This is a genomic window from Treponema endosymbiont of Eucomonympha sp. (assembly GCF_001028545.1).
Window position 1 is genome coordinate 1 of record NZ_BBPW01000024.1, and the last position, 11033, is coordinate 11033.

Here is an 11033-nt window from a genome sequence, read left to right on the forward strand (position 1 = left end):
CACTGAATGGTGGGGAAGGGAGACCCGATTTATGGCGGTAAAAGCGGAAGCGGCAAGGCGTATTGCAAAAAAAAAAACAGTGTCTCTTGATACAGAAATGTTATGCAGAGTATTTAAAGGTACGATTGTGGAAACACGGATATGAATATAACGGATTTAATGAAAAACGTACAGGGACTAAAGAATCAATTTGAAAAGATGCAGGAAGAGTTGCAAGACGTAACAGCGATCGGCACTTCAGGCGGCAATATTGTGTGTATAACGCTAAACGGGCGTTTTGAAATGGTCAGCATTGAGCTTGACCCACTGGCGCTTGACCCGCGCGATATTACTATGCTGCAAGACTTGATTATAGCGGCACACCGTGCCGCGCAGACGAAAATTCAGGAAATGCTGAAGGCAAAAATTGTGCCTGCTATCAGCAATATTCCGGGGTTTCCGACGAAATGACGAACATTCTGGACGAGCTAATCGATTCATTTTCGCGTTTGCCCGGTGTCGGTAAAAAAAGTGCGCGTCGCATAGTCAATTTCTTACTCAGGGCGGATAACGTGTATATGCGACGGTTTTCGAGCCAGATTGCCGCGTTGCAAGAGCGAATTCGCTTCTGTTCAGTGTGCGGCGCGTACACTGAAGAAGATCCTTGTCCTATTTGTTCCAATTCCCTGCGCAACCAAAGCCTGTTATGCGTGGTTACGCAGTCGCAGGACGTACAAACGATAGAAGAGTCGCACGAATATTACGGTTTGTTTCATGTCTTGGGTGGACTTATCGCGCCGCTTGAAGGTATTGGTCTTCATATACCTTCAATCGATACGCTCGTGGCGCGCGTTAAAAACGGTGGTATCCGCGAGGTGATTCTTGCGATTAATCCGACCGTCGAAGGTGATACGACGGCTCTCTACATTCAGCAGGCGCTGTCCGTTACCGACGTTGCCGTTACACGCCTCGCGTCCGGCATGCCAGTCGGCGGCGATCTTGAATATGCTGATCGTCTCACGCTGGCACGGAGTTTCCGTGGGCGGACGACATTTTAATTTAACACGTTGTATGCTAATCACTACAAATTACTGCTCGTCAGAATGTTCTCTATAAAGAGGCGTAATTGAATTGATAAACTCGACACGGGAGATTTAATGAAAAATATACTATACACGTTTCTGAAAATCAATTTCTGACGCGTTGGCTGTGATAGAGAAGGGCAATACGTGAAATTGGCAAAAGCACCGTAGTAAATATAGAAACAACATAGGTGATAAAATGCAATATTCCGATTATCTCGTATTTACCTTTCCAAGCAATATTGGTTTTTAGCGCAAAGACTATCCTGCGGACAAAACCTATCAGTCAAAAAAATGATGAGGAATATATGTCAAAAAGTTAATATGTTAGATAGTACTTGCATTATATCTCTCTTGCTTATATGCTATCCGAATATTTATATTTTTACGTATTTTTTTCAAGGCACGGTTTTGCCGCTGGCGGGATAAGGGAATATGGAGAATGTTGGCGGACGCCGCAATAGGCGAGCCTGCCGGGGATATCTTTATGATAGATTCGACGTATATCAAGGCACACGCGGACGCATGCGGGGCACAAGGCGGCAGTCAGGATATTAGCCGCACAAAAGGGGGGCTGAACAGCAAATTACACTTGGCAGTTGACGAGTACGGGATACCGGAAAGCGGCATTGTGGCAATGCGGTACTGTCGTGGACTGTAGCCAGGCGCCTCTCCTTATGGATGGTTTGGAGACGGAGGCGTTTCTTGCGGACAAGGCGTATGACGCGAACGAACTGCTCGGCATGCTCAAGGAAGCGGATATGGTAGCCGTCCCCCCGGTTAAAAGCCGAAAAGGGCAGAGAGCGTACAGTCATGAGCTGTATCGGACGCGGCACGTCATTGAAAACGTCTTCCGCGCCCTCAAGCGCCGGCGGGGAATTGCCACGCGCTGCGCAAAGCTCACCGCTTCCTTCGTCCGCCGCCATTCATGTCAGGTGGCTCGATGCACTGTTCAGCGTATTCATCTGGCAGTGAGTAATATTGCTTTGCGTAGCATGAACACGCCCTGACTTCCAAACCAAGAGGAACGTAGTCTCTATGATTAGGTTTAACGTGCGAAAGGTGTCACCTTGATCATTTCCCAACAGCATGATAACGTAACGCCATTGCGGCGACATAGCTCAGTCGGCAGAGCAAACGGCTCATATCCGTTAGGTCATTGGTTCAAGCCCAATTGTCGCTAAACCAAAAAATATTAGAGAGTGTTCATGCGGGGCAAAGTATTATAAAACAGGGCGTGGAACTAATCGAAGAGCAATACTGGCAAATATTGGAACTGCTGCCGAAGCAGCGGGGGAGCGTAAAGATAGAGAATCTGACGGCGCTCAGCGCGCTTGTCTATATATGCAGGAACGGGTGCTCGTGGCGGGCGCCGCTCAAAAAGTTCGGCAAGCGGCACACCATTTACGTGCGGTTCAGCCGCCAGACAAAAAGCGGCGTATGAGAGCCGGTTTTCGCCAAGCTTTAGCCGAAAACGTAGCCGAAACGCGGGTTTTTTCGTCGGTTTTGACGCCAGTCAAGGTGCCCCCGACGCGGTGCTTGTGAAGTTCAGCCTGTCTGCGGGGAACGCTTCCGGCGCGAAAGAGTGTCCGTTGCTGCTGGCAAACATCGGGAAACGCGAAGGCGCTATGCTGCTTATGGATAAGGCATACGAGGATAACAGAATGCGAGCATTCGCAGAAAAGCTCGGTTTTGCTCCCGCCATGCCGACGAAGCGCAGCTACGAGAAGCCGTGGGACTACGACCGTGAATTGTACAAGGAGTGCAACGGCATTGATCGGTTCTTCCGCCGACTGAAGGCGCTCCACCGCATGTCCCCCGTTACGACAAGCGCGACACTATATTCAGCGCATTCATTTATCTGGCTAGTATCAATATGGCTTTATGCCGTAAGTAACGTGGACTTAAAGGTAGAGGCTCTGTACTGCCCACACGAGCGCCTCTTTCCTTTGCCATTCACCCATAGGTAAAACCTCTATGCCAAGCGAGTTTGCGGTAAGCGAAGCGGCGCAAACTCGGTCGTTGCCCGTGCGGGCGACGCGGAACGCCAAGCGCGCCGTTCTGTGCTACAATCCCGCGCATGAACTGACTGCCCCGTGTCTCCCCATTTTATTGCCATGATTGATTTGCACACCCACTCGACCGCCTCCGACGGCGGGCTTTCCCCCGCCGCGCTGGTCGCGCACGCCGCCGCGGAGGGCATTACGGCGCTGGCGCTCACCGACCACGACACGGTCGCCGGTCTCGCCGAAGCCTGTACTGCCGCAGCGGAAGCAGGCGTCCGCTTTATCCCCGGCGTGGAGCTCAACATAGAGTGGGCGCAGGGCGAATTTCACCTGCTGGGTTTGGGGCTGCGCCGCCCGTCTGCGGAGCTGAGCGCGCTTATCGGCGCGCTGCAAACCGAGCGGCGCCGGCGGAACGGGGAGATATTCCGCCTGCTCCGCGCCGAGTACCCCGCCGCGTCGCTCGCCGAACTCGAGGCGCGCCTGCCGGACGGCACCGTCGGGCGGCCGCATATCGCGGATTATCTGGTGGAAAAGGGGCTTGCCGCGGACAGGCAGGACGCATTCGACCGCTTCCTGTCGAAGGGGCGGCGCTATTACGCCGAGCACGCGGGCGCGAAGCTGGCGGACGCCGTCAGCGCCATTCGCGCGTCGGGCGGTCGGGCGGTGATAGCGCACCCGCTCTCGCTTCACGTGTCGTGGAGCAAGTTCGAGCGGCTGCTGCGCTGTTTCCGCAAGGCGGGAATCGAGGGGCTTGAGGCGTGGCACCCGGGTGCGCGCGCCGCCGAGTGCGCCCGCTTTGAGGCGCTCGCGGGGAAAGCGGGGCTGTTCGTAACGGCGGGGAGCGATTTCCACGGGGAGGGAGTGCGCGTGCGCTGCGCTATCGGGCATACCGCAGACGGCATACCGATAGCGGAGCGCTTTCTGCCGGAGGCGCTCCGCGGCTGAACGCCCCGCGCCGCCCGCATTCGGACAGGCTTATCCGTCCAGCCGTACGAAGCGCTCGATAAAGCGCGCGACGCCGTCGTCGTTGTGCGAATAGGCGGTAACGAAGCGTGCCTGACGGCAGATTCGCTCGTCGCCGTTAATCATGGCGACGCTCATTCCGGCGTATCGCATCATCGACTCGTCATTCATGCTGTCGCCGAACGCCATAACGCGCTCAAGGGGGATTCCAAGCCGCCGCGCGAGCCATTCAAGCGCCTCGCCTTTCCCGCACCCTTTCGGCATGATTTCCAGAAAATACGGCTTGCTCGTGAATATGCCGCACTCGCCGCCGATTGTCCCGCGGAGCGTCTGTTCCGCCTGCGCAATCAGCTCCGGCTTGCCCGAAATCACCAGCTTGGGGTACCCGGACGACAGGAACGCCGCGAAATCCTTAACCACGCAGAGGCGCAGACCGCTCAGGCGGGAATCAGCCCGCACCCATTCAGACGCTTCCGGCGTATAAATCGCCGCGTCGTCGTATACCTGACAGCTCAGCCCGTATGCGTCCGCCGTCTTCAGCGCGGCAAGCAGCGTCTCGTGCGGCAGCGTCCGCCGGAAGATTTCTTCCGCGAGACGCAGGTCGCAGATGCTGGAGCCGTTTTGCGTAACGAGGTACCTGCCCGCGTCGGCAGCCGCGATTCCGAGCCGCTCGGCGTGGGGGAGCATAGCGCCCTTCGCGCGCCCCGAACACAGCGCGACGTATATGCCTTTCGCCGCGGCGCGGGAAATGACCGCCGCGCTGTAGTCCGAAATGGCGAGCGCTTCCGTGAGGAGCGTGTCGTCGAGGTCGCAGGCGATGAGCGCGGGGGCAAGCTTTCCCTCCGCCGGTGCGGGCAAACGTGGCGCATTCATGCCGCAATCCTACCGGGCGGTCGGCGCGTGTGTCAACGCCGCTAAAAGCCTCTGATTTTGTTGCCGAACAGCATGTTCTGGTAGCAGCGGAGACAGCCGGGGAACATGCCGCCTTCGCACTGATGAAGCGTCTTGCGGAACAGGTTCGCGCGGTCGCCGTTGTAAATCTCGGCGAAGGACTGGCTCTTTATGTTGCCGAGGATAAAGTCGGGGTAATCGGCGCAAAAGTGCACGTCGCCGTTGTAGTTGACGTTCGTCTGGCACCACGGCACCACGCAGTGGTTTCGCACCGGCGTTTCAAGGCTGGAATAATACCGGTCGATTTTATCGGGGTTCAGCGCGGGCACGGTTATCATGACGTGCCCGAAGTTCCTGCGGTGAAGGTTTCGCAGAATGGCGTGCAGCTTTTTCGCGTCGATATGCTCGTTGTAGCCGGTGTTGTAGCCTTCGAGGCAGTCTATGTCGGTGTCCAGCTTTTCTTTCATGCACGCCCGCTGCGCGGCGACGATAGCATCGTTGGTATACGTGCCCAGATTAAAGGCGTGCACGTCGAGATTCCACTCGCGGCTCGCCTCCGCAAGCTCCTCAAGGCACAGGTAGTTCAGGTTCGTTACCGTCGTTACGATTCCCAGAAACGGGTACACCGACTTCTGCCGCTGCTTTTCGCGGTTAATCGCCCTGATTCCGCTCGCCACGCAGTCATATGAACCCGCGCCGCGAATCGAGTCGTTTGTCTCGCGGAACGCGTCGAGCGAAATGAACAGCGAGCTCCACTTGTCGCGCACAATTTGCTCGGCATGCTTTTCGAGCAGCGTGCCGTTCGTGTTTACGCTGACGAACAAGCCCTTGTCGACCATATATTTGGCGAGCGGGAACAGGTCGGGGTACAGGAACGGCTCGCCGCCCCACAGATAGAGCACCGGGTTCCGCGGCGCGAGCTCGTCGACGATTTCTTTGTAGCGCGCGAGCGGCACGACGGTCTTCGCTTCGCGGGCGGCGAACTGCCCCGTGAGCATGCCTTTGTCGCCGCGCTGCCCGCACATGACGCAGCGCAGGTTGCACAGCGGCGTCAGCTTGAAATACACGAGGCACAGGTTCTTCATATGATTGTACCCGTAGTCGCGCTTGGGCTTGTATTTGGCGAGCCACATTCTGACAAAGCCGCGGAGCATTTTGTACGAAAGCGCGCGCTCTTTTGCGAACAGCGTCGATATGACGGAACTATTGTGTTTCATGGCACTCCAAAAGGCTTCAGCCGGAGCCGCTCCGGGCTTCCGCTCCCCGCGCACAGCGGGGAAGCGCCGCGTATTATAGCACGAGGGGTTTTAATACTACAGCGGAGAGCATACCCGCGCCGCTCTGCGGAAGCTTTCCATTACTATAGCGCGGCGGGCTTTTGAGCCGCTCATACAACTTTCTGAGCCGCCCGCAAGGTCCCGCGAGTCGCTCATAAGATCTTGCGAGTCACGCGCAAGATCCCGCGAGTTACTCGCAAGGTCCTGCGAGCCACGCATAAAATTTTATGAGTGACGCATAAAATCTTGCGGGTCGCCCGCAAGGTCCTGCGAGTTACTCGCAAGGTCCTGCGAGTCGCTCATAAAACCTTGCGAGCGGCGCAAAAAATCCTGCGAGCCGCGCGTCCGGTCTTGCCTTTACGCCGTGTATCTCTATGTAATACAAAGATTTTTCCGTTACTCCGGGACTGTATGCGGTCATAGGAAAAGCGGCAAACCCGCTTTTCCTATGAGACGAGAAAGGGAACGGGCAAAGCCCGTTCCCTTTCTCTCCATTTCGGCACTTGCCTCTATGCCTTTGCCTATAGGTGAAAGCATAAAGGCAAAGCATATATGCCGAGTTCTTTCAGAGAACTCGGACCTTCGGCGACTGCCGAACGCTTGCGGCGAACTCTGTCGTTGCCCCGCTATAGTGTCGAGTTTCCTCAAGAAACTCGAACGTTGCCCGAAAGGGCAACGCCGAACGCCTATGCGTGTATCCGGCGGCATTCGAGGTAGAAGCGCTTTTCGCTCGCTTCGCCCAGAGAAAAGCTTTTGCGGGGAAGCGCGCCCCGTTCCCGAATCGTGGAAAAGAAACCGCCTTTTGCGACCGGCGGCAGGATGATTCCCGCCGCTCCCGCTCCGCGCGTCAGGCGGAGCGCTTCCGCTTCGCCGTGAATATAGTCGATTTTTGCCGCGGGGCGCGCCGCCAAAAATGAATCGAGCACCGGCTGCAAACGGCTCACCGCTAAACCGCCGCCCGCGTCCTGCGCGACACGGAATACGGTTCCGCCGGAATCCCGCGTTACCGCTTTGCCAAAAGCCTCGCCGAGCGCCGCGGCAAGCTCGCCTGCGTCCGCGCCGAACAATACGCGGTGAATCGGCTCAAACGTCAGTCCTTCGTCGTATATGTTTACGATTTCGACCAGCGCGTAGCGCAGCGGGTGCGCCGTGTCGGCAGGGCGCTGCGCCTTGTATTCGTCCCATACCGCCTTCGCCGCCGCGAGCGAATGGTTCCCGTCTCCGACGGCGAACAAAAGGCAGTCGCCTCCAACGGTGTTCTCCGCTTCAAGCTCCGAAAGCGCGCGTTCCGTTGCCTGAAGCATTTCCGCATCCTGAATGTCCCAGCCGATGATATGCCCCGAATCCGGCAGCAGCGCGGTGCTGTACAGCGGCGGCTTTGCCCTGACGCGGGCGCCGGACGCTTCCACCAGACGCTTCAGAGGGTCGTTTGCCAGCAGCATGACGTGCGGCAATTCGAGCGGCGCGTTCCGCCGAATCTCCGTGCGCGGCGGCAAACGTTCCGGCACGGTCGCTTCGCTTGCGCGGATATGCGCCTTTTTCGCCGGGTTCCAGTCATACGCTTCAAGGTCTATTGCCGCGACGATGCCCTTGCGTTTCCGTCCGTACGCGGTACTCCGCTCAACGTAGATAAAGCCCCGGAACGGCTCGGCAAACACGCCCGACGCGAGATAGTCCCGCATAGCGCGATGAATCGCGGCGACGCGCAGAGGCTTGTCGGCGTCGTTCAAGAAAACTTCCGGCAGAACGAGCGAGAGCGTAGAGGGTTTCCCTGCCCGCGCTTCCGCCGCGCGTTCCCAGTACGCGCGGTCCTGCGTGTACTGGTCGCAGGCGAGCGCCGCCCACGCCGCAAGGTCGACGCCCGCGTTGGGGAGCAGGATTTCGGGGACGATAAGGTGCTTCATAAGAGCCGAGTATACTATGAGAACGCCGAGCGATTCCAGCCGCATTCAAGCCGCGAACGGACGCCGCGCTGTGCGCTTCCGGCAGCGCAATAATTGACACCTTGCCGCGTTTTCTTTCATACTCTGCCTTATGAAGACCGCCGACAAATTCACTCTGGCGCGCGTCATCCTCGCGCCTGTTTTTTTTGCCGTATACGTTATCCCGGTCTGGACGGGGTATTGGCGTGCGCTGTCGGTATACGCGATGATTCCGCTGCTTGTCGCGGCGGAATGCACCGATTTTCTGGACGGGTATTTCGCGCGTCGGCTGAAAGAAGGGAGCGATTTCGGGAAATTGTTCGACCCTTTTGCCGACGTACTGCTCCATTTAAGCGCGTTCGCCTGCTTTACGCTCAGCGGGTATATGCCGCCGGTTGTTTTTATGCTGATTGTCTACCGCGAGTTCGCTATGAGTTTCATGCGGCTAGCCGCAATGCAGAAAGGCGTTGTTATCGCGGCGCGGAACGGCGGAAAAGCAAAGACGGCGGCATACGTGATTAGCGCTTTGTATATGCTTTCGCTTGAAAGCGCCGCACGGCTGGGTTTTCCCGCGCCGATACACCCGGCATATCGCTGCGTCGCGCTTGTCCTATGCCTTGTCTGCGCCTGTGCCGCATACGCTTCGTTTTTTGAATATATCTTTCATTTCAAATCGCTGACAGGTAAATGAGCGCGCCGAACACGCTGTCGAGCCTGCCGTAACGGGCGCGCGCGCGGCGGAAGAATCGCTCAGCGCCGTTGCTCCGTAGTCATATCGCCCTCATCTGAGCGGCATTTCAGAATGCCTGATAGCGTCGTCTGGATAGTGTTTGTGCTTAAACAGGTGCCGTATTTTCTGCTCCGCAATAGAATCAACCTTAGGACCAAGCACCACAACGTCAGGCGAGTGAGGCGAATCCGCCTTAAAGTCAAACAAAAGCGGCTCCGTATCAACGTATATGCCTTTTGACACGCTTCCTTTGATATAGTCCTTGTCCGCTGACATTGTGCCGGTATGAATCAAACGATATTCATGTTCGTGGGTGAAATAATCATGCTTTATCAGAGGTGAAATCAGCGCGCACAATTCTGAAAGCGCGTTAAAAAAATCGGTGTCGGTAAAATCTGCGGGCGGTAAAGATTTCAAACAACCCGCGATTTTTTTTCAATTTCTCGTCGCTGTCTTTCTTTACGTATTGGACTTTATACAGTCCGGTCTGGTCTAGTTTCAGGTTTTGCGGCGCCCCGCTCCCCTTGTCAGCTTTCTTCTTGTCATCCTGTAGTTTTCTGAAAACGTCTCCCGCCCCAAAAACGCCTTTTAATTTTTTCCAGTCGATACCGACGGCGACACCCTCTCCGCTATGCCCGTATGAGCTGTTCCACATAACAATTTCGTCCGCGTTTTCGGAAAAACTTCGGATATAGGTGAGCGATTCTTCGGCGTTATGGGTTTTTATTTTTTTTATTGCGTCTAACAAAGGCTGCCGCTTCTGGTTGTTTTTCAAAAAACCTTCGATTTCCGCAAAGAAGACTTTGCCCTCTTCGCTGTCGTTTTGATACGCGGTAGGCGCGAGGCGCAACGTGCGGCTTTCGAGCATTTTTTCAAAAGCGCTCATGCTGGCGTATTGGTAGAGGTATTTGCCGGCAGGGGCGTTAGATTCGTCGACAAGGCAGTCTTTCCAAAGCGAATGCAACGCTTGAGCCAGTTCTTTATGCGCTTCTGAATCGGCGCCTTTCTTTTTGCAAAAGGCGATAATCCCTAAAAAAGGGTGGAGCGCGGTATCCAGTTCCTCATAAGTGAATGCCGTTAAAAACCAGTCTATGCCGCCTTTGATTTTTCTGTCGACAAACTTCGTAAACTCTGGAGCAAATTGTGAATCACGGTTCGCGCTTCCTTATAGTTCAAGAAACAATTCTTGTCGTCGCCGCTTTGCCGATACGCAAATCCGCGCCAGAAAAACGCCCCCGCAAAATCCGGCTTCAGCCGTATCACTGCGTCAAAGTCCGCTATCGCGTTGTCATATTCGCCTTTCTTTCCATACGCAATTCCCCGATTATGAAACGCCCCCGCATAATCCGGCTTTAGCTGTATCGCTGCGTCAAAGTCCGCTATCGCTTTGCCATAGTCGCCTTTATCAGTATACACACAGCCGCGATTATCAAATGCTTCCGCATCATCCGGCTTCAGCCGTACCGCTGCGTCAAAATCAGCTATCGCTTTATCGTAGTCGCCTTTATTATCATATGCAATTCCCCGATTATTAAACGCCTCCGCATAATCCGGCTTTAGCCGTATCGCTTTGTCATAATCCGCTATCGCGTTGTCATATTCGCCTTTATCAGCATATGCACTGCCTCGATTATGAAACGCTTCCGCAAAATCCGGCTGTAGCTCTGTCGCCTTCGTGTAGGCTTCTATCGCCGCGTCGTATTCTTTCTTGGCATAGCGCTCGTTTCCCTGCGCCCAAAAAGCCGCCGCTTCCGCGTTCAGTTTTTCGCCCTTTTCTGCCATTTTGTCCCTCCGCTGTTCGTTTCGCAGCCTTTTGCGCCGGTCGCTTCTATGCGCGGCAGTTTCCCCGCCCCCGCGCTTCAGGGCACTTATGCCGTATAACTGCCTTGCTGCAAAGCGCAACTGCCTTGTTGCGAAGCGTAACTGCCCAAATCCAAAATAAAACAAGGCAGTTTCAAAGTATATCTAGGTAGATATAAAATATATCTGGACAGATATAAAATATATTTAGGTAGTTATAGAATGTATCTAGGTAGCGTGGACTGGAAGGTAGAGAAACAAACACCTGACATGAATGGCGGCGATGAAGGAAGCGGTGAGCTTTGCATAGCGCGTAGCAATTCCCCGCCAGCGCTTGAGGGCGCGAAAGACGTTTTCAATGACGTGCCGTGCCCGATACAGCG

The 11033-nt window shown here is 55.5% G+C and carries 16 protein-coding genes and 1 tRNA gene; 10 read left to right on the forward strand and 7 right to left on the reverse strand.

Annotated features, from left to right (window positions below; genetic code table 11):
* The first annotated feature begins 141 nt into the window (after positions 1-141).
* The 9 genes from AWU74_RS02140 to AWU74_RS02175 all read left to right on the forward strand — a co-directional run bounded on the left by AWU74_RS02140 (position 142) and on the right by AWU74_RS02175 (position 4012).
* Entirely contained in the window at positions 142-450 is a 309-nt protein-coding gene (locus AWU74_RS02140; RefSeq protein WP_062327097.1) for a YbaB/EbfC family nucleoid-associated protein, read from the forward strand.
* Positions 447-1037: a recombination mediator RecR gene (gene recR, locus AWU74_RS02145; protein ID WP_062327099.1), complete on the forward strand. Its 591-nt coding sequence runs from the start codon at positions 447-449 to the stop codon at positions 1035-1037. The genes AWU74_RS02140 and recR overlap by 4 nt, the downstream gene beginning before the upstream one ends.
* Positions 1038-1503: 466 nt before the next feature.
* The gene (locus tag AWU74_RS02150; RefSeq protein ID WP_062327101.1) at positions 1504-1722 is read left to right on the forward strand and encodes a hypothetical protein; all 219 of its coding nucleotides are present in this window, start codon (positions 1504-1506) and stop codon (positions 1720-1722) included.
* On the forward strand, positions 1691-2071 hold the full coding sequence (locus AWU74_RS09965; protein WP_238580128.1) for a transposase: 381 nt from the start codon (positions 1691-1693) through the stop codon (positions 2069-2071). Before AWU74_RS02150 ends, AWU74_RS09965 begins: the two co-directional genes overlap by 32 nt.
* A gap of 100 nt (positions 2072-2171) precedes the next feature.
* Positions 2172-2244: transfer RNA gene (locus tag AWU74_RS02160), tRNA-Met, on the forward strand.
* Positions 2245-2298: 54 nt separating this feature from the next.
* The gene (locus tag AWU74_RS02165; RefSeq protein ID WP_062327103.1) at positions 2299-2505 is read left to right on the forward strand and encodes a transposase; all 207 of its coding nucleotides are present in this window, start codon (positions 2299-2301) and stop codon (positions 2503-2505) included.
* A 97-nt stretch (positions 2506-2602) separates the two neighbouring features.
* Positions 2603-3031, forward strand: a complete 429-nt coding sequence (locus AWU74_RS02170; RefSeq protein WP_162504680.1) for a transposase — start codon at positions 2603-2605, stop codon at positions 3029-3031.
* Between the two features lie 7 nt (positions 3032-3038).
* The gene (locus AWU74_RS11425) at positions 3039-3182 is read left to right on the forward strand and encodes a hypothetical protein (protein ID WP_187150798.1); all 144 of its coding nucleotides are present in this window, start codon (positions 3039-3041) and stop codon (positions 3180-3182) included.
* Positions 3179-4012 carry a PHP domain-containing protein gene (locus AWU74_RS02175; RefSeq protein ID WP_062327107.1) on the forward strand — a complete coding sequence of 278 codons (834 nt, stop codon included), beginning with the start codon at positions 3179-3181 and terminating at the stop codon, positions 4010-4012. Before AWU74_RS11425 ends, AWU74_RS02175 begins: the two co-directional genes overlap by 4 nt.
* A 30-nt stretch (positions 4013-4042) precedes the next feature.
* Here AWU74_RS02175 and AWU74_RS02180 read toward each other — a convergent pair whose 3' ends face one another.
* From AWU74_RS02180 to AWU74_RS02190, 3 genes are all read right to left on the reverse strand, one after another.
* The gene (locus tag AWU74_RS02180) at positions 4043-4903 is read right to left on the reverse strand and encodes a Cof-type HAD-IIB family hydrolase (protein WP_062327109.1); all 861 of its coding nucleotides are present in this window, start codon (positions 4901-4903) and stop codon (positions 4043-4045) included.
* A 41-nt stretch (positions 4904-4944) separates the two neighbouring features.
* The gene (locus tag AWU74_RS02185) at positions 4945-6138 is read right to left on the reverse strand and encodes a radical SAM protein (protein WP_062327111.1); all 1194 of its coding nucleotides are present in this window, start codon (positions 6136-6138) and stop codon (positions 4945-4947) included.
* Positions 6139-6884: 746 nt separating this feature from the next.
* Complete coding sequence (locus AWU74_RS02190) at positions 6885-8147, reverse strand: DUF1015 domain-containing protein (RefSeq protein WP_238580129.1); 1263 nt, start codon at positions 8145-8147, stop codon at positions 6885-6887.
* Positions 8148-8232: 85 nt separating this feature from the next.
* Here AWU74_RS02190 and pgsA point away from each other — a divergent pair, with 85 nt between their 5' ends.
* A complete protein-coding gene (gene pgsA / locus AWU74_RS02195; RefSeq protein WP_062327113.1) occupies positions 8233-8811 on the forward strand; it encodes a CDP-diacylglycerol--glycerol-3-phosphate 3-phosphatidyltransferase in 579 nt (192 codons plus the stop codon).
* 90 nt (positions 8812-8901) lie between these two features.
* On the opposite strand, the gene AWU74_RS09970 is transcribed toward pgsA, so the two are convergent.
* The 4 genes from AWU74_RS09970 to AWU74_RS09975 form a co-directional block, all read right to left on the reverse strand.
* Complete coding sequence (locus tag AWU74_RS09970) at positions 8902-9267, reverse strand: hypothetical protein (RefSeq protein ID WP_162504681.1); 366 nt, start codon at positions 9265-9267, stop codon at positions 8902-8904.
* Positions 9221-9814 carry a hypothetical protein gene (locus AWU74_RS02205; protein WP_062327116.1) on the reverse strand — a complete coding sequence of 198 codons (594 nt, stop codon included), beginning with the start codon at positions 9812-9814 and terminating at the stop codon, positions 9221-9223. The genes AWU74_RS09970 and AWU74_RS02205 overlap by 47 nt, the downstream gene beginning before the upstream one ends.
* Positions 9815-9939: 125 nt before the next feature.
* Complete coding sequence (locus AWU74_RS02210) at positions 9940-10632, reverse strand: tetratricopeptide repeat protein (RefSeq protein WP_162504683.1); 693 nt, start codon at positions 10630-10632, stop codon at positions 9940-9942.
* A 246-nt stretch (positions 10633-10878) separates the two neighbouring features.
* Positions 10879-11033, reverse strand: a 155-nt coding sequence (locus AWU74_RS09975; RefSeq protein WP_162504684.1) for a transposase, incomplete at its 5' end; no start/stop codon positions are given.

Coding starts and splice junctions, on each gene's coding strand:
- AWU74_RS02190 (WP_238580129.1), bottom strand. CDS start 8,147: ATGCGGCTGGAATCGCTCGGCGTTCTCATAGTATACTCGGCTCTTATG.
- AWU74_RS02150 (WP_062327101.1), top strand. CDS start 1,504: ATGTTGGCGGACGCCGCAATAGGCGAGCCTGCCGGGGATATCTTTATG.
- AWU74_RS02185 (WP_062327111.1), bottom strand. CDS start 6,138: ATGAAACACAATAGTTCCGTCATATCGACGCTGTTCGCAAAAGAGCGC.
- recR (WP_062327099.1), top strand. CDS start 447: ATGACGAACATTCTGGACGAGCTAATCGATTCATTTTCGCGTTTGCCC.
- pgsA (WP_062327113.1), top strand. CDS start 8,233: ATGAAGACCGCCGACAAATTCACTCTGGCGCGCGTCATCCTCGCGCCT.
- AWU74_RS02180 (WP_062327109.1), bottom strand. CDS start 4,903: ATGAATGCGCCACGTTTGCCCGCACCGGCGGAGGGAAAGCTTGCCCCC.
- AWU74_RS11425 (WP_187150798.1), top strand. CDS start 3,039: ATGCCAAGCGAGTTTGCGGTAAGCGAAGCGGCGCAAACTCGGTCGTTG.
- AWU74_RS02175 (WP_062327107.1), top strand. CDS start 3,179: ATGATTGATTTGCACACCCACTCGACCGCCTCCGACGGCGGGCTTTCC.
- AWU74_RS02210 (WP_162504683.1), bottom strand. CDS start 10,632: ATGGCAGAAAAGGGCGAAAAACTGAACGCGGAAGCGGCGGCTTTTTGG.
- AWU74_RS02140 (WP_062327097.1), top strand. CDS start 142: ATGAATATAACGGATTTAATGAAAAACGTACAGGGACTAAAGAATCAA.